This window comes from Pseudomonas sp. GW822-FHT03F04 (genome assembly GCF_058801405.1).
Genome location: NZ_JBXANF010000001.1, coordinates 592,348 through 615,747, shown reverse-complemented (window position 1 = coordinate 615,747; position 23,400 = coordinate 592,348). Strand labels below are relative to the sequence as shown.

The 23,400-nt window shown below is 60.8% G+C and carries 23 protein-coding genes; 9 read left to right on the top strand and 14 right to left on the bottom strand.

Going from position 1 to position 23,400, the window contains the following annotated elements; translation table 11 throughout:
* Positions 1-14: 14 nt before the first annotated feature.
* Positions 15-533, top strand: coding sequence for a DUF3617 domain-containing protein (locus tag AC1RMX_RS02910; protein ID WP_096817084.1), 519 nt, complete (start codon positions 15-17; stop codon positions 531-533).
* Between the two features lie 40 nt (positions 534-573).
* On the opposite strand, the gene AC1RMX_RS02905 is transcribed toward AC1RMX_RS02910, so the two are convergent.
* From AC1RMX_RS02905 to folE2, 6 genes are read right to left on the bottom strand one after another with little or no spacing between them, the layout of a single operon-like run.
* The gene (locus AC1RMX_RS02905; protein ID WP_493070352.1) at positions 574-1,911 is read right to left on the bottom strand and encodes a dihydroorotase; all 1,338 of its coding nucleotides are present in this window, start codon (positions 1,909-1,911) and stop codon (positions 574-576) included.
* 3 nt (positions 1,912-1,914) lie between these two features.
* Positions 1,915-2,475 carry a gamma carbonic anhydrase family protein gene (locus tag AC1RMX_RS02900; protein WP_096817088.1) on the bottom strand — a complete coding sequence of 187 codons (561 nt, stop codon included), beginning with the start codon at positions 2,473-2,475 and terminating at the stop codon, positions 1,915-1,917.
* The gene (locus AC1RMX_RS02895) at positions 2,472-3,347 is read right to left on the bottom strand and encodes a metal ABC transporter substrate-binding protein (RefSeq protein ID WP_102620634.1); all 876 of its coding nucleotides are present in this window, start codon (positions 3,345-3,347) and stop codon (positions 2,472-2,474) included. Before AC1RMX_RS02895 ends, AC1RMX_RS02900 begins: the two co-directional genes overlap by 4 nt.
* Positions 3,348-3,358: 11 nt before the next feature.
* Positions 3,359-4,225, bottom strand: a complete 867-nt coding sequence (locus tag AC1RMX_RS02890; protein WP_096817091.1) for a metal ABC transporter permease — start codon at positions 4,223-4,225, stop codon at positions 3,359-3,361.
* The gene (locus AC1RMX_RS02885; protein ID WP_102620636.1) at positions 4,225-4,893 is read right to left on the bottom strand and encodes a metal ABC transporter ATP-binding protein; all 669 of its coding nucleotides are present in this window, start codon (positions 4,891-4,893) and stop codon (positions 4,225-4,227) included. The genes AC1RMX_RS02890 and AC1RMX_RS02885 overlap by 1 nt, the downstream gene beginning before the upstream one ends.
* The gene (gene folE2, locus AC1RMX_RS02880; RefSeq protein WP_493070349.1) at positions 4,890-5,786 is read right to left on the bottom strand and encodes a GTP cyclohydrolase FolE2; all 897 of its coding nucleotides are present in this window, start codon (positions 5,784-5,786) and stop codon (positions 4,890-4,892) included. The genes AC1RMX_RS02885 and folE2 overlap by 4 nt, the downstream gene beginning before the upstream one ends.
* 84 nt (positions 5,787-5,870) lie before the next feature.
* Between folE2 and AC1RMX_RS02875 the strand changes: the two genes are divergently transcribed.
* On the top strand, positions 5,871-7,070 hold the full coding sequence (locus AC1RMX_RS02875) for an N-acetylmuramoyl-L-alanine amidase (protein WP_493070347.1): 1,200 nt from the start codon (positions 5,871-5,873) through the stop codon (positions 7,068-7,070).
* Here the strand turns inward: AC1RMX_RS02875 and AC1RMX_RS02870 are convergent.
* Positions 7,067-7,441 (bottom strand): glutamine synthetase, encoded by a 375-nt coding sequence (locus tag AC1RMX_RS02870; RefSeq protein ID WP_096817097.1) that lies wholly within the window; start codon positions 7,439-7,441, stop codon positions 7,067-7,069. The genes AC1RMX_RS02875 and AC1RMX_RS02870 overlap by 4 nt on opposite strands.
* A gap of 224 nt (positions 7,442-7,665) precedes the next feature.
* On the opposite strand from AC1RMX_RS02870, the gene zigA reads away from it, so the two are divergent.
* Positions 7,666-8,871, top strand: coding sequence for a zinc metallochaperone GTPase ZigA (zigA, locus tag AC1RMX_RS02865; protein WP_493070345.1), 1,206 nt, complete (start codon positions 7,666-7,668; stop codon positions 8,869-8,871).
* Positions 8,871-9,521: a DUF1826 domain-containing protein gene (locus AC1RMX_RS02860; RefSeq protein ID WP_493070343.1), complete on the top strand. Its 651-nt coding sequence runs from the start codon at positions 8,871-8,873 to the stop codon at positions 9,519-9,521. Before zigA ends, AC1RMX_RS02860 begins: the two co-directional genes overlap by 1 nt.
* Positions 9,522-9,525: 4 nt before the next feature.
* On the opposite strand, the gene AC1RMX_RS02855 is transcribed toward AC1RMX_RS02860, so the two are convergent.
* Entirely contained in the window at positions 9,526-9,882 is a 357-nt protein-coding gene (locus AC1RMX_RS02855) for an NADH:ubiquinone oxidoreductase (RefSeq protein ID WP_102620641.1), read from the bottom strand.
* 25 nt (positions 9,883-9,907) lie between these two features.
* Here AC1RMX_RS02855 and AC1RMX_RS02850 point away from each other — a divergent pair, with 25 nt between their 5' ends.
* A complete protein-coding gene (locus AC1RMX_RS02850; RefSeq protein ID WP_493070341.1) occupies positions 9,908-10,879 on the top strand; it encodes a CobW family GTP-binding protein in 972 nt (323 codons plus the stop codon).
* A gap of 1 nt (position 10,880) precedes the next feature.
* Here AC1RMX_RS02850 and AC1RMX_RS02845 read toward each other — a convergent pair whose 3' ends face one another.
* The gene (locus AC1RMX_RS02845; RefSeq protein WP_096817106.1) at positions 10,881-11,294 is read right to left on the bottom strand and encodes a DUF3301 domain-containing protein; all 414 of its coding nucleotides are present in this window, start codon (positions 11,292-11,294) and stop codon (positions 10,881-10,883) included.
* A 117-nt stretch (positions 11,295-11,411) separates the two neighbouring features.
* Here AC1RMX_RS02845 and pdxY point away from each other — a divergent pair, with 117 nt between their 5' ends.
* Positions 11,412-12,284 carry a pyridoxal kinase PdxY gene (pdxY, locus tag AC1RMX_RS02840; protein WP_096817108.1) on the top strand — a complete coding sequence of 291 codons (873 nt, stop codon included), beginning with the start codon at positions 11,412-11,414 and terminating at the stop codon, positions 12,282-12,284.
* Positions 12,285-12,327: 43 nt separating this feature from the next.
* Here the strand turns inward: pdxY and AC1RMX_RS02835 are convergent, their stop codons facing one another.
* Positions 12,328-12,810, bottom strand: coding sequence for an acyl-CoA thioesterase (locus AC1RMX_RS02835; protein ID WP_003229693.1), 483 nt, complete (start codon positions 12,808-12,810; stop codon positions 12,328-12,330).
* A gap of 283 nt (positions 12,811-13,093) precedes the next feature.
* Here AC1RMX_RS02835 and AC1RMX_RS02830 point away from each other — a divergent pair, with 283 nt between their 5' ends.
* Positions 13,094-14,857, top strand: coding sequence for a cation:proton antiporter (locus AC1RMX_RS02830; protein ID WP_085708788.1), 1,764 nt, complete (start codon positions 13,094-13,096; stop codon positions 14,855-14,857).
* Positions 14,858-14,879: 22 nt separating this feature from the next.
* Here AC1RMX_RS02830 and AC1RMX_RS02825 read toward each other — a convergent pair whose 3' ends face one another.
* From AC1RMX_RS02825 to uvrD, 4 genes are all read right to left on the bottom strand, one after another.
* The gene (locus AC1RMX_RS02825; protein ID WP_007995855.1) at positions 14,880-15,287 is read right to left on the bottom strand and encodes an SMI1/KNR4 family protein; all 408 of its coding nucleotides are present in this window, start codon (positions 15,285-15,287) and stop codon (positions 14,880-14,882) included.
* Positions 15,288-15,425: 138 nt separating this feature from the next.
* Positions 15,426-16,301, bottom strand: a complete 876-nt coding sequence (locus AC1RMX_RS02820; RefSeq protein WP_493070338.1) for a Tim44 domain-containing protein — start codon at positions 16,299-16,301, stop codon at positions 15,426-15,428.
* Between the two features lie 175 nt (positions 16,302-16,476).
* Entirely contained in the window at positions 16,477-16,917 is a 441-nt protein-coding gene (locus AC1RMX_RS02815; RefSeq protein WP_493070336.1) for an EamA family transporter, read from the bottom strand.
* Between the two features lie 80 nt (positions 16,918-16,997).
* A complete protein-coding gene (uvrD, locus tag AC1RMX_RS02810; RefSeq protein ID WP_102620645.1) occupies positions 16,998-19,181 on the bottom strand; it encodes a DNA helicase II in 2,184 nt (727 codons plus the stop codon).
* Between the two features lie 259 nt (positions 19,182-19,440).
* Between uvrD and AC1RMX_RS02805 the strand changes: the two genes are divergently transcribed.
* Both AC1RMX_RS02805 and hexR read left to right on the top strand, forming a co-directional pair.
* Positions 19,441-22,314, top strand: coding sequence for a putative bifunctional diguanylate cyclase/phosphodiesterase (locus AC1RMX_RS02805; RefSeq protein ID WP_493070334.1), 2,874 nt, complete (start codon positions 19,441-19,443; stop codon positions 22,312-22,314).
* 150 nt (positions 22,315-22,464) lie between these two features.
* A complete protein-coding gene (hexR, locus tag AC1RMX_RS02800; RefSeq protein ID WP_007954250.1) occupies positions 22,465-23,331 on the top strand; it encodes a transcriptional regulator HexR in 867 nt (288 codons plus the stop codon).
* The last annotated feature ends 69 nt before the right edge of the window (positions 23,332-23,400 follow it).

Sequence of the window (23,400 nt, the reverse complement as noted above, 5' to 3'; positions counted from 1 at the left end):
TCAGGAGTTTTTCAATGAACGTTCGTCTGCTGGGTTTGGCGCTGGGTCTGGGGTTGGCCTTGCCGTTGGTTGCTCAGGCGCAAATGCTGCAGCCGGGGTTGTGGGAAATGACGTCGAGCAACGTAAAGGTCGATGATCAGGCCATGGACGTGCAATCGATCCTCGGCCAGATTCAGGGCCAGATCTCCCCGCAACAGCGGGCGGCGCTGGAGAAGCAAGGGATCAACATCGGTGGCAAAGGCATCCGTGCCTGCCTGACGCCGCAGCAAGTGGCGACCAACGATATTCCGCTGGCAGACCCGCAGTCGGGCTGCAAACAGCAGATCACCGAGCGCAACGGCAACCAATGGAAATTCCGTTTCAGTTGCCCGCGAGCCTCGGGCACCGGTGTGGCGACGTTCGTCAGCGATCGTGAGTTCACCACCATCGCCAACGGCACGTTCAATGCCATCGGGATCAACCAGAAGGGCAGTCTGGAAACCCGCGCCGTGTGGTTGGGCCAGGATTGCGGCACCGTCAAACCAAGAGCCTGAAAATCGAACCGCCCCCACAACAGTGTGGGGGCGGTTTTTTCTAGCGCATGAACCGCAACGGCAATCCCTGACACCCGTCATGCAGCCGATTGTCGTGCCACGCAACCTGTCCCGACACCAGCGTCGTACTCACCCGATGGCGAAAGCTTCGACGAGCAAACGGCGTCCATCCGCACTGTGACAGGATCGGTTGTCGTGATACCGCGACACCCTCGGGCTCTGGCTGAATCAATACCAGATCCGCCCAATAACCCTCCCTCAAATAACCGCGATCCGGAATGGCAAACAGGTCGGCCACCCGGTGGCTGGTCTTTGCCACCAGCGTGGTGATCGGCAGCACGCCATCCGCTACCAGTTCCAACAACGCCGGCAACGCATGTTGCACCAGAGGCAGGCCGGACGGTGCCTGGGCATACGACAGCTGTTTCTCCGCCCAGGTATGCGGAGCGTGATCGCTGCCGATCACATCCAGTCGATTGCTCGACAAGGCCAGACGCAGGGCATCGCGATCAGCCTGGCTTTTGATCGCCGGGTTGCATTTGATCTGGTTGCCGAAGTCCGGATAGTCGCGATCATCGAACAGCAGGTGATGCAGGCAAACCTCCGCCGTGATGCGTTTATGCGCCAGAGGTTTGTCCTCGAACAGTTGCAGTTCCCGGGCGGTGGTCAGGTGCAGCACGTGCAGGCGAGTGCCATGGCGTTTGGCGAGATCTACCGCCAGTGAAGAAGAGCGATAGCAGGCCTCGGCATTACGGATCAGCGCATGGGCGTCGGGAGGGAGATGATCACCGAACTGATCGCGCAACCTGACGGTGTTGGCCTCGACGCTCGGTGTGTGTTCGCAATGGGCCAGCAGGATCGTCGGCACCTCGGCGAACAATCGTTCCAGCGTTTTGGGGTCATCAACCAGCATGTTGCCGGTCGACGCCCCCATGAACACTTTGACCCCGGCCACTTCACTGGGATTGAGCGCTGCGACGGTGTCCAGGTTGTCGTGACTGACGCCGAAGTGAAAGCCGTAGTTGGCCACCGAGTTGATCGCCGCTCGACGCTTTTTGTCGGCCAGCGCTTCGAGGGTGAGGGTGGCCGGGTTGGTGTTGGGCATGTCCATGAAACTGGTGATGCCACCGGCCACAGCTGCGCGGGATTCGGTGTAGATGCTGCCTTTGGTTGGCGAGCCCGGCTCACGGAAATGCACCTGGTCGTCGATCATTCCCGGCAACAGCCATTGGCCGTTGGCGTCGATTTCCAGTGTGGCGTTTTCTCCGAAGATGCTGCGGCCGATCTTGACGATGCGACCGTGGCTGACCAGCAGATCGGCGTAGAACTCATGCCCGTCATCAACCAGGCGCGCATTGCGAATCAGCACACTGTTCATGGTTCAGAACTCGTTCTGCAGGGCTTTGTAGCCGCGCACCAGATCGACGTTGGTGCGCGCCACGTCTTCGGAAAACTCCGAAGCGCTGACGCTCACCGGCGGGAATTGCGAGAGGTCGGTGTTCGGGCCGATGCGGGTGGTGGAGGGCACGTAGAACGCATCCGGCAGATCCCGGCCATCGACCACCGAGTTGTGCCGCACCACGCAACCGTTGCCGACCACGCAGTTGAACAGCACGCTGTTGAAGCCGATGAACACCCGGTCGCCGACCTTGCACGGGCCATGCACGATCGAGCGGTGGGCGATGGAGCTGAACTCACCGATGGTCACCGCCGCGCCGGATTTGGAGTGGATCACCACGCCATCCTGGATGTTCGAGTTGGCGCCGATGGTGATCGGCTCCATCTCGCCCGAGGCGTCTACTTCATCGGCGCGAATGACGGCGTAGGGGCCGACGAATACGTTTTCGCCGATCACCACTTTGCCGCAGATGATCGCGGTTTTATCGACGTAGGCAGACTCGGCAATTTGCGGCAGATCGCCGGAAGGATTTTTGCGGATCATGGTTGGCTCAGGGCGTCGTAAAGGGTGTTGAGGTTGTATTCGAAGAGGCCGGTGAACGTGCTGGCCGGACCCGACGCGGCGAGGGCATCGGAGTACAGCGTGCCGCCGATGTGTGCGCCGCTTTCATCGGCAATCTGTTTGAGCAGGCGCGCGTCTTTGATGTTTTCCATGAACACCGCTTTGACCTTGGCTTGGCGGATCTGGGTGATCAGTGCAGCGACTTCGGCGGCGGAAGGTTCGCGCTCGGTGGACAGACCTTGCGGCGCCATGAAGTCGATCCCGTAGGCTTGTCCGAGATAACCGAAGGCGTCGTGGCTGGTGACGATCTTGCGGTTGCCCGGCGGCAGGGAGCCGAGCTTGGCCTTGGCTTCGGCGAGGAGGGCGTAGATCTGTTTCAGGTAGGCCTTGCTGTTGCGTTCGTAGTCGGCTTTGTTCGCTGGGTCGGCGGCGATCAGTGCCTTGGTGATGTTGGCGACATACAGCTCGGTGTTGGCCAGGTTGTGCCAGGCGTGAGGGTCGGGAACGGTTTCGCCATCTTCATCCAGAGAGCGGGGAATCACGCCGTGGCTGGCGCTGATGACGGTGGCTTTGGTGTCGGTGCTGGTCACCAGCCGATCCAGCCAGGGTTCAAAACCCAGCCCGTTCTTGACGATCAGTTTGGCTTTCAGAAGTGCCTTGGCATCGTCCGGCGTCGGTTCGTAGGTGTGGGCGTCGGCGTCCGGGCCGACCATGTTGGTGATCTGGATATGCTCGCCGCCGACCTGATGCACCATGTCGGCAAGGATGCTGAAACTGGTGACCACCGGCAGTTTCTCCGCCGCCGACAATGACATCGACAGCATCAGGCTGAACAACACAAGTAGAGCGCGCATCGGGAAACACCTCATTGGGATGTGAGCAAGGGCGGGCGACGCAGCAGGCCGTGAACCGGCCCGAGCACGACGGACAACAGGTAACCTATGCCCGCGACCAGCACGATGGCCGGACCGCTGGGCAGCGAGTAGTAGAACGACAGCAACAGACCGAGCCACACCGACAGGCAACCGATGACTGCGGCGATGGCGATCAGGATTGGCAGGCGCCGGCTCCAGAAGCGTGAAGCGGCGGCGGGCAACATCATCAGTCCGACCACCATCAACGCGCCGATGGCCTGAAAACCGATGACCAGGTTGAGTACCACCAGAGTCAGGAACACGCCGTGGGCGATCGGGCCGAGTCGGCTGACGGTGCGCAGGAACAGCGGATCGAGGGTGTCGAGCAGGAGCGGGCGATAGATCAGCACCATGGCAATCAGACTCAGCAGCGAAACGCCCAACATGCCGTTGAGGGTCGGTCCGTCGACCGCCAGTGCCGAGCCGAACAGCAAGTGCAACAGGTCGAGCCGTTTGCCGGCGATGCCCAGAATCAACACGCCGCTGGCCAGGGAGATCGGGTAAATGGCCGCGAGGCTGGCGTCCTCGCGCAGGCCAGTGCGACGGGTGATCCACGCGGCGAGTCCGGCCATGCTCAGGCCAGCGCCGAGTCCGCCGAGGGTCAGCGCGGGCAGACTCAGGCCAGCAAACCAGAAGCCGAGCGCGGCACCGGGAAGGATGCCGTGAGCGACGGCGTCGCCGATCAGGCTCATGCGTCGCAGGATCAGGAACACGCCCAATGGCGCGGTGCTGCACGCCAGCAGCAAACCGCCGAGCAGTGCCCGGCGCATGAACACGAACTCAAGGAACGGTTGCCAGAAATGCGCGGCGGCGTGCATCAGGCCACCTGCACGTTGGGTGTTTGCTGGATCAGTTCGACACTGGGGCCGAACACGCAGCCGCTGTGTTTGATCAGCAGCGTTTGTGGAATGTGTTGGCGGACAGCGGCGAGGTCGTGGCCCACCATGACCAGTGTCCGGCCTTGCTCATGCCAGGTATGCAGGTGTTGCCAGAGCAATGCCTGACCCAGTTCATCGAGAGCGGCATGGGGTTCGTCGAGCAGCAGCAAAGGCGTGTCGGCGAGACTCAGGCGAGCGAGCAGGGCGCGTTGCAGTTCACCGCCGGAGAGGGCCATCAACGGGCGCTGTTCAAGGCCACTCAAGTGCCAATCTTCAAGTGCCTGGGTGAGGCGTTGTGCGCGCAATTGCGTTGACAGTCGACGCCCCCAGAAACCGGCGGCTACCAATTCCTGAAGACTGATCGGGAATTGTCGGTCCAGGTGCTGTTGTTGAGGGAGGAATGACAAGCCGCTTTGGCGAGGGACGCCTAATGCAACGGCGCCGGCCAAAGGTCTCTGCAGTCCGGCGATGACTTTCAGCAGGCTGCTTTTGCCGCTGCCGTTGACACCGATGATGGCGGTCAGGCTGCCGCGTTCCAATTGAAGGCTCAGGGGTGGAGTGAGGGGTTGGCCGGGTGATCCCCAACTCAAGGACTGGAAACGAATCATGCGGTCTCCCGGCGCCAGTGACTTTCTGCGACCGCATCGTGGGCGTGGAGGCTTTCGGCGTGGATCACGCATAGGTGGAATTCGCGGATGCCGGGTGAGCGACGCAGCGCCAGATTCAGGCGGCGCGCGGCGTCTTCGCAGAACATCAGGTTCTGGCCATTGGCGAGGGCGAAGGCTTGTTCGTCGGCGCGCTTTACGGCGGTTTGCACGGCGGTGCCGAGGGCCGCTTCGGCATCGTTGATGCTCGAGGTCAGCGGCAAACCATCGACGAATTCATCCAGGTGCAGATGCAGTTGTGCGGTGCTGCGTTGGCTGTGGGGCGTTGCGACGATCCCCTGAGTCGAGCCCAGCCAGGCCAGAACCTCGGCATGTTGCAACGGCTTGTTGGCGAAGTCGTCGACGAATTGCTGCTGGATCAATTGCCTCGCCAGAGCGGCAGAGCAGGGGCAAGTCGAGGAGTAGGCCACTTCAATTTTCAGTTCCACGTGGAACACTGTGTTTTTCAGCGTGGCTGCAATGGTCACCGGATAGGTTTTCCATCCTGCCAATGGGCTGACCAATGCGGGCCTTCTGAGCAGCAAATCCGTATGGATATTCAAATAGGCGCTGTTGGCCAGGCCTTCATGGCTGTCGAGAAAACGCTGCAAAACCTGGTGCAGAAGTGCGGGAGTGAGGTTCTGTTGTTCCAGCGTTTCCAGCGCCAGATACAACCGTGACATGTGAATGCCACGGGCTTCGCCGTCATCGAGGCTGACACCCGCATCGGCTTTTGCTGCCAGGCGTTGGCCCTCGATAAAGACAGGTAGAGCGATGCCACGCATTCCCACCCAATCAAGCGGCAAAGCTTGGCGGGCAGCTTGCGCGGCGATATCCGGCAGCGTCAGCGCATTCATGTTCAGTACCATCGTGTTGATTGAATTTGATGTTACATTATAACAATTCAAATCACGATGCCTTTTTCATGAACGGGCTTTCATATGCACAGACGCCATTTGCTTAACCTGATGTTGGCCAGCGCTGCTTTGGCTTTTCCTTTCAGTGTCAGCGCCACACAAATTCGCAATGCACGCCTCTGGCGTTCGGATGACAAGCTTCGGTTGGTCTTCGATTTGAGCGGGCCAGTGAGCTACAAGACGTTCACGCTGAGTGCGCCGGATCGTCTGATCATTGACTTGAGTGGTGCCAGTTTGAGTGGCGATTTCAGCCAATTGGCGCTCAGCGAAACGGTTATTCGCAGCATCCGCTCCGGGCACTTTGGTAAGGGTGATACCCGAATCGTTCTGGATTTGAGTGGTCCGGTGCAGCTCAATACCTTCCTGCTGGCACCTCAGGATGGGCAGGGGCATCGCCTGGTTCTGGATCTTTTGAGCGATTCAAAAGTGGCAGCGCCGAGCGTTCCACGTGAAACACCCGGGAAAACCAATCATCCAAAACGAGACATTATTGTCGTGGTCGACCCTGGTCATGGCGGTAAAGACCCTGGTGCAGTCGGTGCAAAAGGCGAGCGTGAGAAAGACGTTGTGCTCTCGATTTCACAGCTGCTCGCCCGTCGGTTGAAGCGGGAAAAAGGCTTCGATGTGAAGCTTGTACGCAACGACGACTTCTTTGTGCCGCTACGCAAGCGCGTTGATATTGCCCGTCAGCACAAGGCCGACATGTTCATTTCGGTGCACGCGGATGCCGCGCCGCGTCTGACTGCTTCCGGCGCATCTGTGTATTGCTTGTCTGAAGGTGGCGCGACGTCGGCCACTGCGCGCTTCATGGCGCAGCGGGAAAACGGCGCGGATCTGCTCGGTGCAACCAGCCTGCTGAATCTGAAGGACAAGGACCCGATGCTCGCCGGGGTCATTCTCGATATGTCGATGAACGCCACGATCGCCGCCAGTTTGCAGTTAGGCAGCACGGTGCTGGGGAGTCTGGCGGGCATCACCACGCTGCATCAAAAGCGTGTGGAGCAAGCAGGATTTGCGGTGCTGAAGTCACCCGATGTGCCGTCGATTCTGGTGGAAACCGGGTTCATTTCCAACGCGCGGGACAGTCAGCGGCTGGTCACAGCACGCCATCAGCAAGCGGTGGCTGATGGATTGTTTGAAGGGTTGCAGCGTTATTTCCAGAAAAACCCACCGACCGACAGCTATATCGCCTGGCAGCAGGAGCAGCAACAAGCGCGTGTCTAGCAGCCCGTGAGTCGGCTGCAGGTGAACTTCCCGGTGCTTCCGCCGGAGCTGGAGAAGCGGTTGATCGTCGTCCAGCCCACCCGGCGGTTGTAGCCTACCCAGGCTTCGCCGTCGGAAGCGATCCCGGTGAAGAACGTCAGTTGCCCGTAAATGCTGTTGGTTTGCGCCCAGTAACGTTGGCCAATCTTCTCGAAGCCCCGCAAATAAATCGTCTTGCCGGCGGTGTTGACGCTATAGGCGTTGCCATTGGCATCGACACACGCCAGCAAGTTAGCGCTGCGCGTGCAGGTAGCGAGCCCTGGGACTTGTGCCCATACGTCGAAGGCCAGCAAGGCGAGACCGAGGAGTGAGCATTTCAGCGCAGTTTTCATGAGGCGGCTCAAGGGCGAAGTGTTTCCAGCTTCCAGCCCTTTGTCATTTCCGGCAAGAAGAAAGTGGATCTTTAATATTGTTATACTATAACATAAATTCGATCGGGCTTTCCGTGGCTCCTGTATTCAAGCGTCTGCTTCTCTGACGGTCTCGTCGAAGCCCAAGAACGCCTGCCGCCGAGAGCGTTTCCTGCGTTTAGCTACCGTTTGATGAGGTTTACCCCATGTCTTCCCCGCTTCCCGTGACCGTTTTATCCGGCTTTCTCGGCGCCGGAAAAAGTACACTTTTGAATTACGTACTACGTAACAGAGACGATCTGCGTGTGGCTGTGATCGTCAATGATATGAGCGAAATCAACATTGATGGCAGCGAAGTTCAGCGTGATGTCGACCTGAACCGCGCAGAAGAAAAACTCGTGGAAATGAGCAACGGCTGTATCTGCTGTACATTACGCGAAGACCTTCTGGAGGAGGTCGCCAAACTGGCCCGGGAAGGTCGATTCGATTATCTGCTGATCGAATCCACCGGCATTTCCGAGCCACTGCCGATTGCCGAGACCTTCACCTTCCGCGACGAGCAGGGCCAAAGCCTCGCGGACATCGCTCGCCTCGACACCATGGTCACTGTAGTCGACGGCCTGAATTTCCTGCCTGATTTCCAGGCCGCCGAAAGCCTGGCCTCCCGTGGCGAAATTCTTGGAGAAGAAGATGAGCGTTCGATCACCGATCTGTTGATCGAACAGATCGAGTTCGCCGACGTTCTGTTGATCAGCAAGATCGATCTGATCAGCAGCAGCGAACGGGAAGAGCTGATGGCGATCCTCAAGCGGCTCAACGCTAACGCCGAAATCATCCCGATGGTGATGGGCGAAGTGCCGCTGGCGAAGATCCTCAACACTCACCGCTTCGACTTCGACAGGGCCGCAACCGCCCCGGGCTGGCTTCAGGAATTGCGTGGCGAACATGTGCCGGAAACCGAGGAATACGGCATCGCGTCCACGGCTTACCGCGCGCGTCGCCCCTTTCATCCTCAGCGTTTTTTCGACTTCATCGATCGGCCCTGGCTGAACGGCAAGCTGCTGCGCTCGAAAGGTTTCTTCTGGCTTGCGAGCAAACCCACGGATGCCGGCAGCTGGTCCCAGGCGGGCGGTTTGATGCGCCACGGTTTCGCCGGGCGCTGGTGGCGCTTCGTGCCAAAGAATCAGTGGCCACAGGATCAGGAAAGTACCGCTGCGATCATGGAAAACTGGACCGCCAGCGTAGGAGACTGTCGTCAGGAGCTGGTATTTATCGGCCAGAACATCGATTTCGCACAACTCAAGTCAGCCCTGGATGACTGCCTGCTCACCGAAGCCGAGATGGCGCTCGGTGTTGAAGGATGGCGATTACTGGCCGATCCGTTCGGCCCTTGGCATGACGAGGCCGCGTGATGCTTGCCCTCAAACCGTTGCAAAACAGAACGCGTCAGCAAGTCCTCGGCCCGACCCCACAAGCGCTGGCGAGCATCCTGGAAGATGAAATCAACCTTGCCGTCTGGCAGCGGCAGCTTCCGCTGCATGTCGCCGATTTCGCGAGATTGTTGCTTTCATTGGATGAGCCCTACGCCGAAGCGCTGAGCCTCGAATTACACGACGAAGACACCGAACCGGACCTCACTGGCCTGGCCAGTGGATTCCGTGATCTGGAAGGCTACGAAGGTTTTATCGCCGACCTGAAATGGCTGGTCAGCGCCTTCGCCTGCCTGCTCGGGGCACGGCGGATTGGCCTGCGCTTGCGTGTGCTGGACAAGGCGATGTGCCCGCGTTTTCACGTTGATCATGTGCCTGTCCGACTGATCACCACCTACGCCGGCATTGGTAGCGAGTGGCTGAAGGAAGGGGAAATGGATCGCCGGCAACTGGGAAAACCACTCGCCGAACCGCAGGAAAAATCGCGGATTCAGCAACTGACGAGCGGCGAGGTGGCGCTGCTCAAAGGAGAAAAGTGGCACGGCAACGAAGGTTTCGGCCTGATCCATCGTTCTCCGCAACCGGCTTCGGGTGAACGGCGTCTGATGCTGACCCTCGACTGGCTGGGCTGATGCCTCAAGGCTTGAGCCAGTTGCCCTGGCTCTGGCTTTCGCAGTACGGCTTCAAATAGGCCGCATCGGTGGGCACGCCGTAATAGTGGATATCCTGGCGATAAGGCATATTGGCGACTTGCGCGTTGCTGCACACGCCAAAAGCCCCGGTTGGGCACTGATCGACGTACTGCACGTCGACTGTCTGCCCCGCCAGAGTGGGTTTGCAGAAGCCGTCATTGAACAGTTTCTCCGGGATGTTGCGGTTCTGCTGGCAGACCTTCACGTCGAGGCGTTCCGCCTGGCTGTGCACCACACAGGCCTGGGCCAGCGCCTCGCCCGACACCAACGCCAACAGCAACGACCATCCCATCCACCGCATTCCCGACCTCCAGAAAACCTTGATCATGTTGCAGAACATTCCCACCCACGTCATCGCAGGTCCCTTGGGCGCCGGCAAGACCAGCCTGATCCGCCAGCTCATGGCGCAGCGACCGGCCGGTGAGCGCTGGGCGGTGCTGATCAACGAGTTCGGCCAGATCGGCCTCGATGCTGCGCTGTTGACCCGGGACGCCGATGGTATCGCACTGGGCGAAGTGGCCGGGGGCTGTTTGTGTTGCGTGAACGGTGCGCCGTTTCAGATCGGGCTGGGCCGTTTATTGCGCAAGTCTCAGCCGGATCGCCTGTTCATCGAGCCTTCCGGATTGGGGCATCCGGTGCAGTTGCTGCAACAACTGAGCGAGGCGCCATGGCAAGGCGTTCTCGCCGTCCAGCCCTGCGTTCTGGTGCTGGACGCCCAGGCACTGGTGGCGGGCAAGACACTGCCTCCGGCTCAACAGGAGGCGATCCCGAATGCCGGCCTGCTGGTGTTGAACAAGGCAGAAAGCCTCGATGAATCCGAGCGTGAGCTGATCGTCCGCCAGCTACCGCCGGTCAGGCTGATCTGGACACAACAGGCGTCGTTGCCCCTGAGCGAATTACCGGGTGTGACAGCTCAAGCGCAAGCGGGTGTGGATAAGTTGATCGTGCCCAAGGGGCTGGCGCAGATGCCGGCCGTCTGGAGCGATCCGGCTTTGCCGATTTGCCTGAGTCAGGCGCAGGAGGGCGGCTGGAGCATCGGCTGGCGCTGGCACCCAAGCCAGACGTTTGACGTGATTCGCATCACTCAGTGGCTGGAATCCCTGCACTGGCGCCGGGCGAAGCTGGTTATCCACAGCCAGGACGGCTGGCGGTCAGCCAATGCGCTGGATAACACCCAACTGGACTGGCAGCCCAGTGAGTGGCGCAGGGATTCACGGATCGAGCTGATTTTCGACCAGCCGCAGGCGATCGACGAGTTGCAGGCAGGATTGGCCGGCTGTCGGATTCAAGCGGCCTGACTCAAGGCTTCCACTTGGTGTGTTCCTGGCGCCACTGGCTCAGCTCGATCACTTGCGCGGTCGGCTTGGCCACTTCCACCACCGGCGGGGTGTCGTCGAACGGTGCAGGGTAGGGCGCCAGTTCGATCTGAGCGCTGTGGGGGCCGAACTGGGTGATGGTGCCGTTGTGACGGGTTTCGCCGGTCACGGTGAATTCGAAGTTGTAGACCCGGGCCAGACGTCGACGGCCACTGGCATCCTTGATGAAACCGATCTTCTTCAGCGCCACGTTGCCGTCGAGCAGTTCGACGCCGACATTCACACAATGCTGCTTGACCCGTTCCAGCGCTCGCTCACGCAGGCCGTGGTTGTGCCACAGCCACGCGCCGGCAACGGCGAACAGCATCAGCACGAAAATGTTTTCCAGGGTCAGCATCAACAAGAAACTCCAAAAGTTGGCATCAGCTTAACTGCGTCGCCGGTCTGTCGTACAGGCTGCGTTTCGTCGCATACTGCGCGGCTTGAATTTCAATCGTTTTACGGAAAAATCCGAATGAAACGTACGCCTCATCTGCTCGCCATCCAGTCCCATGTGGTGTTCGGCCACGCCGGCAACAGCGCTGCGGTTTTTCCGATGCAGCGGGTCGGGGTCAATGTCTGGCCGCTCAACACCGTGCAGTTCTCCAACCACACTCAATACGGCCAGTGGGCCGGGGAAGTGCTGGCACCGCAGCGGATCCCGGAACTGGTTGAAGGTATCGCCGCCATCGGTGAATTGGGCAATTGCGACGCGGTGCTGTCCGGCTATCTCGGCAGCGCGGCGCAGGGCCGGGCGATTCTCAGTGGCATCGAGCGGATCAAAGCGGTCAATCCCAAAGCCTTGTACCTGTGCGACCCGGTGATGGGTCATCCGGAGAAAGGTTGCAGCGTGCCGGCCGAAGTCAGCGACTTCCTGCTCGACGAAGCCGCAGCGGTGGCTGACTTCATGTGCCCGAACCAGCTCGAGCTGGACAGCTTCTCCGGGCGCAAGCCGCAGTCGCTGTTCGATTGCCTGGCGATGGCGTGGGCGCTGCTGGCGCGCGGGCCGAAGGCGGTGTTGGTCAAACATCTGGATTACCCGGGGAAACCGGCGGATGGCTTCGAGATGCTGCTGGTGACGGCTGAGGGCAGTTGGCACCTGCGTCGTCCGCTTCTGGCGTTCCCACGTCAGCCGGTCGGTGTGGGCGATCTGACGTCCGGCCTGTTCCTGGCGCGGGTGCTGCTCGGCGACAGTCTGGTGGCGGCGTTTGAATTCACCGCAGCGGCGGTGCATGAAGTGCTGCTGGAAACCCAGGCCTGCGCCAGCTATGAGCTGCAACTGGTGCGGGCGCAGGACCGGATCGCTCATCCGCGGGTGAAGTTCGAGGCGACGGCGATCAGCCTCTGATCATTGCAGCGCTCGCAGGCATGGCCCGCGAGCGCTCTGTCACTCAGGCGTCGCCCTTGATTTCCTGATAGCGCTTTTCCAGCTCCTGGCGAATCTGCCGGCGCTGCTGGGCCTGCATGTAGCGACGTTTGTCTTCGCTGTTCTGCGGTTGCAGCGGCGGTACGGCGGCCGGTTTGCGCTGATCGTCCACCGCAACCATGGTGAAGAAGCAGCTGTTGGTGTGGCGCACCGAGCGCTCGCGAATGTTCTCGGTGACCACTTTGATGCCGACTTCCATCGAGGTGTTGCCGGTGTAGTTGACCGACGCCAGGAAGGTCACCAGTTCGCCGACATGGATCGGCTCGCGGAAAATCACCTGATCCACCGACAGGGTCACCACGTAGCGGCCGGCGTAGCGGCTCGCGCAGGCGTAGGCCACTTCGTCGAGGTATTTGAGCAGGGTGCCGCCGTGGACATTGCCAGAGAAGTTGGCCATGTCGGGGGTCATCAGTACCGTCATCGACAGCTGGGCGTTTCCGGGTTCCATAACGTTCTCACGGGTCAAGGCAGGGTTGCTGGAAGAAGCACCTCTGCGGGTGCCTGGTCGCTTTTCAAAACCACCGTTATCGGGACGCCGGGCAACTGGCCGCCGTCACGCCCGGATCGATCTGTTTCCATATATTGCACCGCCTTTCAGCCGGAAGTCGCGGTGTTACCCTGCAAAAGCCCACCCCAAGGGCGATTCCTACACCTAAAGCGGATTTTTACTCAGCTCGCCCAGACGTTTTCAGACGCCTGCCGCGAGCATCGTCATTCAAGGAGCCCACGCCATGCATGCCATCAGCTTTATTCAGGATCTGGCAGTGATCATGCTGGTCGCAGGCGTGGTGACCGTGCTGTTCCACCGTTTCAAACAGCCGGTGGTGCTCGGCTATATCGTCGCCGGCTTCATCATCGGCCCGCACACGCCGCCGTTCGGCCTTATCCACGACGAAGAAACCATCAAGACCCTCGCCGAGCTGGGGGTGATTTTCCTGATGTTCTGCCTGGGCCTTGAGTTCAGCCTGCGCAAGCTGTTCAAGGTTGGCGCCACGGCGTTTATCGCGGCGTTCCTGGAAATCATCCTGATGATCTGGATCGGCTACGAAATCGGCCGCTGGTTCGACTGGAACACCATGGATTCGCTGTTCCTCGGCGCGATCCTGGCGATTTCCTCGACCACCATCATCGTCAAGGCGCTCAACGACCTGAAGATGAAGAACGAGCGCTTCGCCCAGTTGATCTTCGGCGTGCTGATCGTCGAGGACATTCTCGGCATCGGCATCATCGCCTTGCTGTCGAGCATCGCGGTCAGCGGCACGGTGAGTTCCGGCGAAGTGTTTTCCACGGTCGGCAAACTCTCGCTGTTCATGATCGTCGCGCTGGTCATCGGTATTCTGCTGGTCCCGCGATTGCTGGCCTATGTGGCGAAGTTCGAAAGCAACGAGATGCTTCTGATCACTGTGCTCGGCCTGTGCTTCGGCTTCTGCCTGCTGGTGGTCAAGCTTGAATACAGCATGGTGCTCGGCGCATTCCTGATCGGCGCGATCATGGCCGAGTCGCGGCAATTGCTGAAGATCGAACGCCTGATCGAACCGGTTCGCGACCTGTTCAGCGCGATCTTCTTTGTCGCCATCGGCCTGATGCTCGACCCGATGATCCTTCTGCAATACGCGTGGCCGATTGCGGTGATCACCGTCGCCGTAGTGCTGGGCAAGATGTTGTCCTGCGGCCTCGGTGCGTTTATCGCTGGCAATGACGGACGCACCTCACTGCGGGTCGGGATGGGCCTTTCGCAGATTGGCGAATTCTCCTTCATCATCGCCGCGCTGGGCATGACGCTGCAGGTGACCAGCAACTTTCTTTATCCGGTCGCCGTAGCGGTCTCGGTCATCACCACGCTGCTGACGCCGTACCTGATCCGCGCGGCCGATCCGCTGTCGATCAAGCTGTCTGCTGCCATGCCGCAGCGTCTCGGGCGGGTGTTCGGGATGTATGGCGAATGGCTGCGCAGCATTCAGCCGCAGGGCGAGGGCGCGATGCTGGCGTCGATGATCCGGCGGATTCTGTTGCAGGTCGGGGTCAATCTGGCGCTGGTGATTGCGATCTTCTTTGCCGGCGCGTTCTTTGCCGGGCGCCTCTCGACGTGGCTGCAGGACTGGATCAGCGATCCGAGCTGGCAGAAGGCGTTGATCTGGGGCGGGGCGTTGCTGCTGTCGCTGCCGTTCCTGATCGCGGCCTATCGCAAGCTCAAGGCGCTGTCGATGCTGCTGGCCGAGATGGGCGTGAAGCCGGAGATGGCGGGGCGTCACACACAGCGAGTGCGCCGGGTGATCGCCGAAGTGATCCCGATCCTCTCGCTGCTGGTGATTTTCCTGCTGCTGGCAGCCTTGTCGGCCAGTATCTTGCCGACCAACAAGTTGCTGGTGCTGGTCGCTGTCGTCGCGGCCGCCGTGGCGGCGCTACTCTGGCGCTGGTTCATCCGGGTACACACGCGGATGCAGGTAGCCTTGCTGGAAACCCTCGACAACCACAAGGAATCGTCGGGGCATTGATCCGGCGGGGCGGCTGGGGGGATCAGCTTTCCAGCCAGACGTCCCGTGCCCAGTGCCAGACCGATTCCCAGGACTCTTCGGTGATCAGCTCTTCTTCGCCGGACCACAACACCACGGTGCCGTCTTCTTCGACGCAGTAGTAGTTGTCGCCGTCCTGGCAGATCGGGATCAGGTCGCGCGGCACGCCGGCGTCCCAGGCGTTGGCCGCCACATCCGGCAGGTAGGTGTGGGACTGCGGGTCGGTGACGGTCACCGGCTCCAGGCTGCCGTAAACCACGTCGCTGACGGTCAGCAGAAATTCCTTGAAGACAAACGGGATGTTGATGAAGAGCTCTTCTTCGACTTCCACCAGTTGGTCTTCGTCAGGCAACTCCAGGGGAACCGGTACGGGTTCGTTGGCTTCGCGCAGTTGTTCGATGATTTCTTCCACGTCCGGGATCCTCTTGCTTGAATGGCGCGGTTTATATGGGGCGGTTTATACAGTAGCTCGCTATAGATGCAACCGCGAAATAGAAAACCCCGGCCGAGGCCGGGGTTTTTATTGCTGCGGGTAAAACGTCGGAGGTGATCAGCCGTTCTGGCGGATACCGGCGACCAGCCAAGGCTGGTTGTCGCCCTGCGGACGTTCCATGTTCCAGCTTTCGTTGAACACTTCGCCCTGGTCGAAACGCGAGGTTTTCGACACACCGGTGAAGGTCAGGGTCGCGATGGTCTTGTCCGCACGATCATCCACGCCATCCAGTTGAACCTGAAGGTTGTCGATGTAGGTGGACTGGAAGCCATCACCCAGATCAGCACGCTCACGCTTGAGGAAGTCGAGCATTTGCGGGGTCACGAACTCGGCGATCTTGTCCATTTCGTTGGCGTCCCAGTGCTGCTGCAACGCCTGGAAGTGGCTGCGGGCGGCTTCGAGGAAGCGCTGCTCGTTGAACCAGGCCGGTGCGTTGATCACCGGACGGGCGGCAGCCGGAGCGGCCGAACCACCGAAGATCGAACCCATGGCAGCCGGCTTCTGCTCGAACACTTCACGCTGCATCGGCGCGCCGGCCGGAGCGAACTGCTCCTGCTGCTTGCGGCGACGAGCGGCGATGAAGCGGAAGATCACGAACGCGATCACGGCCATGATCAGGATGTCGAAGATCTGCATGCCCTGGAAGCCGCCGCCCATGAACATGGAAGCGAGCAGGCCACCGGCGGCGATGCCGGCCAGAGGACCGAGCCATTTGGAAGCGCCACCGGCCTTGGCGGCGGCGCCAGCGGCACCGGCAGCGCCCGAGGTCGCTGCCGCGCCGCCGACGCTTGGAGAAGAAGGAGCCATCTGGCTGGTCTGGTGCGTCGGCGCAGCGCCGGCGCTTTTGCCACCACCAAAGCGCTTGGCGTTGGCGTCGAGGCTCATCGTCAGGCCGATGCACAACGCCATGGCGATGCTAAGAAAACGTTTCATAAAGGGAATTCCCGTTTGTGGAGACACGCGCGCCATGTTGCACAGCTGAAATGTCACTGGCTAGCGAGAGAGTGTTTCGGGCTTTTGCCTGACAGGTTACGTTCAGCTCGGTCGAGGCAATAAGGCCATGTACTTTTGTCTGTAGGAAAAGTAGGTACGTTCAGTGGGAAATTGATCAGCGTCGAAACACCAACATCACCACGCCAGCCGTGATCAGGCCGATGCCGCCCCATTGGCGCAGGTCGAGTTTCTCACCCAGCAGGATCACACCGAGCACCGCCACGAGCACCACGCTGAGCTTGTCCACCGGGGCGACCAGCGAGGCCGGTCCGACTTTCAATGCCCGGAAGTAGCACAGCCACGAAGCCCCGGTACCCAGGCCCGACAGCAGCAGGAACAGATAGCTCTTGGCAGAGATCGATCCCAAGGACTGATATTGGCCCGTGGCGTACAAAATCAAGGCCAGACTGACGAGTACCACGATGGTGCGCAGGAGGGTGGCGAAGTCGGAGTTGACGTTTTCGATGCCCACCTTGGCGAAGATCGCCGTCAGTGCGGCGAAGGTGGCCGAGAGCAGGGCCCAGAATGTCCAGGAGGAAAAGAAGCCAGAGCCCATGTTTCGTACCTTTCAGGATTGAACCGTTGCCGTGTGATCGTTCCCACGCAGACGCCTCGACGTGGGAACGATGAGCAACTTTAGATTGCTTCCAGCTTCGCGTAACCCAGCATCAGCCACTTGCTGCCTTCGCTGAAGTTCACCTGAACCCGCGCCTGGGCGCCGGCGCCTTCGAAGTTGAGGATCACGCCGTCGCCAAAGATCGAGTGCCGTACGGCCTGGCCGAGGCTGAGACCGGTTTCCGGGATCTCGGCGCCGCTGAACAAGTTGCTGCCGCTCATCGACTGGTTGCCGCCGAACGGTCGGCTGACGCTGTTCGACAAGCGCACTTCCTGAATCAGGCCTTTCGGTACTTCCCGTACGAATCGCGACACCTTGTTGTAGGTTTCGCTGCCGTACAGGCGTCGGGTTTCAGCGTAGGTCATCACCAGGTTCTGCATCGCCCGGGTGATGCCGACGTAGGCCAGGCGCCGTTCTTCTTCAAGACGTCCCGGTTCTTCCAGGCTCATCTTGTGCGGGAACAGGCCTTCTTCCATGCCCACCAGGAACACATAAGGAAATTCCAGGCCCTTGGCGCTGTGCAGGGTCATCAACTGAATGCTGTCTTCGTGCTCGTCGGCCTGGGTGTCGCCGGCCTCCAGCGAAGCGTGGCCGAGGAACGCCGCCAGTGGCGTCAGGTCTTCGTCTTCTTCGGTGTTCTCGAAGTTGCGCGCGGCGCTGACCAGTTCCTCAAGGTTTTCCACCCGGGCCTGGCCTTTCTCGCCTTTTTCCGCTTCGTGGTAAGCGATCAGGCCGGATTGCTCGATGACAGTCTGAGTCATCAGGTGCAATGGCATCTCGGCGCACTTGGCGGCGAGGTTCTCGATCAGCTCGATAAACGCGCCGAGGGCGCCGGCGGCACGACCGGTCAGGCCTTTATTGGCCACCAGTTGGCGCATGGCTTCCCACATCGACACATCGCTGTGACGGGCATGGTCGCGAATCGCTTCGACGGTTTTTTCGCCGATGCCGCGAGCCGGGACGTTGATGACTCGTTCCAGCGCCGCATCGTTGCCGCGACCTTCCAGCAAACGCAGGTAGGCCATGGCGTTCTTGATTTCCGCCCGCTCGAAGAAGCGCTGGCCGCCATAGATGCGGTACGGAATGCGTTCGCGCAGCAAGGCTTCTTCCAGAACGCGGGATTGGGCGTTGGAGCGGTAGAGAATCGCGATATCGCTGCGGGCCAGGCCGGTTTTCAGCGCGCTTTCGATGGTTTCGACAACGTAGCGTGCTTCATCGTGTTCGTTGAACGCGGCGTACAGGTTGATCGCTTCGCCGTCGCCGCCGTCGGTCCACAGCTCTTTGCCCAGGCGCCCTGTGTTGTTGGCGATCAAGGCGTTGGCGGCTTTCAGGATGCCAGCGGTGGAGCGGTAGTTCTGCTCCAGACGGATGGTCACCGAGTCCGGGAAGTCGGAGGAATACTGGTGAATGTTCTCGATTTTCGCGCCGCGCCAGCCGTAGATCGACTGGTCGTCGTCGCCAACCACCATCAGGCTGTCACCGCCCTTGCCGAGCAGACGCAGCCAGGCGTACTGCACGGCGTTGGTGTCCTGGAACTCGTCCACCAGAATGTGCCGGAAACGCTTCTGGTAATGCGCCAGCAGGCCCGGATGGTCGCGCCACAGGTCGAGGGCGCGCAGCAGCAGTTCGGAGAAGTCGATGACGCCGGCGCGCAGGCAGGCAGCCTCGTAGGCTTCATAGATGCCGCGCATGGTGGCCAGGTACAGATCGCCGCTGGCCTGAATGTGTTGCGGACGCAGACCTTCGTCTTTCTGCCCGTTGATGAACCATTGGGCCTGACGGGCCGGCCAGCGCTGTTCGTCCAGCCCCAGCTCACGGATCACCCGTTTGACCAGTCGTTGCTGGTCATCGCTGTCGAGGATCTGGAAGGTCTGGCTCAGCCCGGCTTCCTGCCAGTGCGCCCGCAACAGGCGGTGCGCCAGGCCGTGGAAGGTACCGACCCACATGCCGGCCGGGTTGATTCCCAGCAATTGCTCGATGCGGTGACGCATCTCGGCAGCGGCCTTGTTGGTGAAGGTCACCGACAGGATCGAGTGGGGCGAGGCGTTTTCGACCTGGATCAACCAGGCGATACGGTGCACCAGCACTCGGGTTTTGCCGGAGCCGGCACCGGCCAGGACCAATTGACGACCAACGGGAGCCGCTACGGCCTGGCGTTGGGCATCGTTGAGGGAGTTCAGCAGAAGGGAGAGATCATCGCGCATCGGGGCATTCTAGGGTGCGCCGCAGGCCCGGGCAAACCGAGCTTTGCATTAGCCGATGAAAGTGCTGCCAATGACGACCGGTCGGTCACCGGCTACAGGCGTTGGCCCGCCTCGCTTCGGGGCTTTCGCGGGTGTCGGGAGGCCGAAAAGTTTCGGCGAAATTATGATCTGGAGCAGTTTGGCAAGTGGTTGGGCTTGTGTATGCTCCGTCCACGTTTCCGGGCGCATGCTCACACTTATAAGAACAAGAACGTTGCCTATGACCCTCAGCTTCGACCTGTCGGGCCCCTCTGTGGAACCCCGGGTGATCCGCAAGCATTACGCCACCCAGATGGCGGTCGAGCGCACGCGCCTTCTTTATCAGGGTTCGCTGTTGCCCACCCTGTTCATGTTGATCAATGGTCTGGTCTGCGCCGGTCTGCTCTGGAGCCCGCAGCGTTACTTCGTGGTCAGCGTCTGGATGGTGTGGCTGCTGTCGCTGGTAGCGCTGCGGGTGATTCAGGTCGCGGCCTTCGATTCGGCGATTCCCGATCGCCAGGCCCAGCCGATCTGGGGGCGGATGTTCCTGCTCGGTTCGACCATGACCGGCCTGACCCTGGCCGGCGCCGGCATCGCCCTGGTCCCGGCCGACAACTTCATGCAGCAAGCCTGGGTGTTCGGCCTGATCGGTGCCGCGACCCTGTCGGCCAGCGTGGCTTATGCCGTGAGCATTCCCGCCTTTCTTTCCTTTACCTTGCCGTGCCTGCTGCCGGCCATCGGCTATCTGTTCTGGGGTGGTGACGAGCAGGCGCGTGGCTGGGGCTGGCTCGGGCTGATTTTGCTCGGCTCCCTGAGCGTGGTGGCGTGGCAGGTCAATCGGCTGATCGACCGCGGTTTGCTACGACGCTTCCAGAATCAGCACCTGATCGAGCATCTGCAACAGGCGCAATCGCGCAGTGAACAGCTCAATCAGGAGTTGGCGAAAGAAATCGAGCACCGCCGCTGCGCCGAGGGCAAATTGCACGAAGCCCAGGTCGAACTGGAAGATCGTGTGGCCCAACGCAGCCGTGAGCTGGACGCCGCCAATCAGGCCCTGAGCAAAAGCGAAGCGCGCCTGGCGCTGGCGTTGAAGGCCAGTGAGCTGGGGCTGTGGGACTGGAACCTGCAGACCGATGAGGTTCACCACACGCAGATTCAGGAGCTGTTCGGCATTGACCCGGAATACGTCACCGGGCTGCTCAGGCATCTGCGCCCACGCTTGCACCCGGAAGATGTTCCGGCCCTCAAGCGAGCACTGATCGAGCATTTGAAGGGGCGCACCGAGGATTATCAGATCGAGTACCGCGTGCGTCATGGTGACGGCCACTGGGTCTGGATCGAAGACCGGGGGCGTGCGGTGGAGCGCGACGACAGCGGACGGGTGATCCGCATGGTCGGCACCCGGCGCGACATCAGTGTCAGCAAAAGTCTGGAGGCCCAGCAGCAATTGGCGGCCACGGTATTTGAGGCCGCCAGCGAAGGCATTGTGATCCTCGACCCGAACTATTCGCTGATCGCCATCAATCAGGCTTTCAGCCGGGTCACCGGTTACGACATCGACGACATGCTCGGGCGCAACGTCGTTGAACTGCCGTGCAGTCGTGATGCCCGCCGACATTACGTTGCCATCCGCCACGCGCTGGAGCAGCACGGCAGCTGGCAGGGCGAACTGGTGGAGACCCGCAAGAACGGCGAGTTGTACCCGCAGTGGCTGCAACTGAATGCGGTGCGCGACAGTCGGGGAAATGTGAGTCATATCGTCGGCTTCTTCGCCGATCTGTCGGCGCGCCGCGAATCCGAAGAGCGCATGCGCTACCTGACCCACTACGACGAACTCACCGGCCTGGCCAACCGCTCGCTGTTCCGCGAACGCCTGCACGAAGCCCATCAGCGCGTGCGGCAGGGCGGGCGGCGGAGTCTGGCGCTGCTGCACATTAATCTGGATCGATTCAAGCTGCTCAACGACAGCCTTGGCCACGAGATTGCCGACCAGTTGCTGCAAAGGATGTCGCGGCGTCTGGTCAGTGCCTTGCCGGAAGCCGACACCATTGCCCGGTTGTCCGGCGACGAGTTCGCGGTGCTGTTCGATGCCTATGGCAACCTGTCGAGCCTGGCGCGGGTCGCCACGCGACTGTCGGCCAAACTGCGCCTGCCACTGACGGTAGAGGGGCATGAACTGGTGGTCAGCGCCTCGATGGGCATCAGTATGTTGCCGGACAACGCCCGGGAGATTTCCGCGCTGGTCAGCCAGTCGAATATGGCCATGCAACATGCCAAGCATCTGGGCGGCAACAACTTCCAGTTCTACACCGACAGCCTGCAAGCCAGCACGCTGGAGCGTTTGCAGTTGGAAAACCAGCTGCGCAAAGCCATCGAAGACCAGCAACTGAATGTGTTCTACCAGCCGAAACTGTGTCTGGCGACTGGCCGTCTCAATGCGGCCGAAGCGCTGGTGCGCTGGGATCACCCGACCATGGGCCGGGTGCCGCCGGGGGACTTTATCGGTCTGGCTGAAGAGACTGGGTTGATTGGTCCGATTGGCGAGTTCGTACTGCGCCAGGCCTGTTGGCAGGCTTGCGAATGGCAGCGTCAGGGGCTGGCACCGATCCGGGTTTCAGTGAACCTGTCGGTGCATCAGCTGCGCCAGGGAAAACTGGTCAGCCTGGTGCGACAAGTGCTGGAGGAAACCGGCCTGGCGCCGCACTACCTCGAACTGGAACTGACCGAAAGCCAGTTGCTCGACAGCGTCGAACACATCATCGCCACGTTCCAGCAGCTGCGGGATCTGGGGGTGAAACTGGCGATCGACGATTTCGGCACCGGCTATTCATCGCTGAGCTATCTGAAGCGGATTCCGGTGGATTACGTGAAGATCGATCAGGCCTTTATCCGCGGGTTGGGCGAGGGCAGCGAGGACGCGGCGATCACCCGCGCGATCATCGCCATGGCCCATGGTTTGTCCTTGAAAGTGGTGGCCGAAGGCGTCGAGCGGCCGGAGCAACTTGAGTTCTTGAAGGCCGAAGGCTGCGACGAGGTGCAGGGGTATCTGATCAGCCGTCCGGTGGAGGCTGCCGGTCTGGCCGGGTTGTTGCGCCAGCAGGAAATTCCCCGGTAAAGGGCTACATGCAGCGCATGTCGCCTGATCCGGGGCGATCCAGTTACGCATTGAGCAGGCAAAATGCGGATTCATGTAGTATAACTACAAGCTTGCTACATCCTTGGCATCTGGCCAAAGCACATCTTTCCATAACAAGAGTCCAGCCCCTTGAATCTGCTGCAACACATCGCCCAGTCACGTCACCTGTTACGCAAGTCGGAGCTCAAGGTCGCCGACCACGTGCTGCTTGACCCTGCGGCAGTGATGCACAGTTCCATGGCCGACCTGGCCCATAGCGTCGGCATCAGTGAGCCGACCATCGTGCGCTTCTGTCGCGCCATCGGTTGCTCCGGTTTTCAGGATCTGAAACTCAAGCTCGCGCAAAGCCTTGCGGCCGGTGCCAGTTTCGGTCAGTTCGCGATCCATGAAGACGATTCCGTCGCCGACTACAGCCTGAAGATTTTCGACACCACGTTGCACACGCTGATGGAGGTTCGCGAGAAGCTCGATCCGCTGGAATTGCAGCGAGCAGTGACGCTGATGTCGCAGGCCCAGCGCGTCGAGTTCTATGGTTTTGGTGCGTCGGGCGCGGTGGCGGCGGATGCGCAGCACAAGTTCTTCCGCCTGCTGCTGACTGCTGCGGCGTATTCCGACCCGCACATGCAGGCGATGTCGGCGGTGACGCTGAAGCCGACCGACGTGGCGATCTGCATTTCCCAGTCCGGCCGTTCCAAAGACCTGCTGATCACCGCCAACCTCGTGCGCGAGAGTGGTGCATCACTGATCACCTTGTGCCCGAGCCAGACGCCGCTGGCCGAGCTGTCGACCGTCAACCTGGCAATCGATGTTCATGAAGACACCGAAATCTATACGCCGCTGACCTCGCGTATCGCCCACCTGGTGGTGATCGACGTGTTGGCGATGGGCGTGGCCATGGCGCGCGGGCCGAGCCTGGTCAACCACCTCAAGAGCGTCAAACGCAGTCTGCGCAGCTTGCGGCTGTCGCCAAAATCGGTGAAAGCGCTGGATGACTGATGGTCATGGGGTGAAGGCAATCTTCATCTGCCTGTAACCCCGACGCAGCCAAACCGTCATCCCTCGCGC

Excerpts from the sequence above, each read along its gene's own strand:
- AC1RMX_RS02910 (WP_096817084.1), top strand. The coding sequence starts at position 15 with ATGAACGTTCGTCTGCTGGGTTTGGCGCTGGGTCTGGGGTTGGCCTTG.
- AC1RMX_RS02905 (WP_493070352.1), bottom strand. The coding sequence starts at position 1,911 with ATGAACAGTGTGCTGATTCGCAATGCGCGCCTGGTTGATGACGGGCAT.
- AC1RMX_RS02900 (WP_096817088.1), bottom strand. The coding sequence starts at position 2,475 with ATGATCCGCAAAAATCCTTCCGGCGATCTGCCGCAAATTGCCGAGTCT.
- AC1RMX_RS02895 (WP_102620634.1), bottom strand. The coding sequence starts at position 3,347 with ATGCGCGCTCTACTTGTGTTGTTCAGCCTGATGCTGTCGATGTCATTG.
- AC1RMX_RS02890 (WP_096817091.1), bottom strand. The coding sequence starts at position 4,225 with ATGCACGCCGCCGCGCATTTCTGGCAACCGTTCCTTGAGTTCGTGTTC.
- AC1RMX_RS02885 (WP_102620636.1), bottom strand. The coding sequence starts at position 4,893 with ATGATTCGTTTCCAGTCCTTGAGTTGGGGATCACCCGGCCAACCCCTC.
- folE2 (WP_493070349.1), bottom strand. The coding sequence starts at position 5,786 with ATGAATGCGCTGACGCTGCCGGATATCGCCGCGCAAGCTGCCCGCCAA.
- AC1RMX_RS02875 (WP_493070347.1), top strand. The coding sequence starts at position 5,871 with ATGCACAGACGCCATTTGCTTAACCTGATGTTGGCCAGCGCTGCTTTG.
- AC1RMX_RS02870 (WP_096817097.1), bottom strand. The coding sequence starts at position 7,441 with ATGAAAACTGCGCTGAAATGCTCACTCCTCGGTCTCGCCTTGCTGGCC.
- zigA (WP_493070345.1), top strand. The coding sequence starts at position 7,666 with ATGTCTTCCCCGCTTCCCGTGACCGTTTTATCCGGCTTTCTCGGCGCC.
- AC1RMX_RS02860 (WP_493070343.1), top strand. The coding sequence starts at position 8,871 with ATGCTTGCCCTCAAACCGTTGCAAAACAGAACGCGTCAGCAAGTCCTC.
- AC1RMX_RS02855 (WP_102620641.1), bottom strand. The coding sequence starts at position 9,882 with ATGCGGTGGATGGGATGGTCGTTGCTGTTGGCGTTGGTGTCGGGCGAG.
- AC1RMX_RS02850 (WP_493070341.1), top strand. The coding sequence starts at position 9,908 with ATGTTGCAGAACATTCCCACCCACGTCATCGCAGGTCCCTTGGGCGCC.
- AC1RMX_RS02845 (WP_096817106.1), bottom strand. The coding sequence starts at position 11,294 with ATGCTGACCCTGGAAAACATTTTCGTGCTGATGCTGTTCGCCGTTGCC.
- pdxY (WP_096817108.1), top strand. The coding sequence starts at position 11,412 with ATGAAACGTACGCCTCATCTGCTCGCCATCCAGTCCCATGTGGTGTTC.
- AC1RMX_RS02835 (WP_003229693.1), bottom strand. The coding sequence starts at position 12,810 with ATGGAACCCGGAAACGCCCAGCTGTCGATGACGGTACTGATGACCCCC.
- AC1RMX_RS02830 (WP_085708788.1), top strand. The coding sequence starts at position 13,094 with ATGCATGCCATCAGCTTTATTCAGGATCTGGCAGTGATCATGCTGGTC.
- AC1RMX_RS02820 (WP_493070338.1), bottom strand. The coding sequence starts at position 16,301 with ATGAAACGTTTTCTTAGCATCGCCATGGCGTTGTGCATCGGCCTGACG.
- AC1RMX_RS02815 (WP_493070336.1), bottom strand. The coding sequence starts at position 16,917 with ATGGGCTCTGGCTTCTTTTCCTCCTGGACATTCTGGGCCCTGCTCTCG.
- uvrD (WP_102620645.1), bottom strand. The coding sequence starts at position 19,181 with ATGCGCGATGATCTCTCCCTTCTGCTGAACTCCCTCAACGATGCCCAA.
- AC1RMX_RS02805 (WP_493070334.1), top strand. The coding sequence starts at position 19,441 with ATGACCCTCAGCTTCGACCTGTCGGGCCCCTCTGTGGAACCCCGGGTG.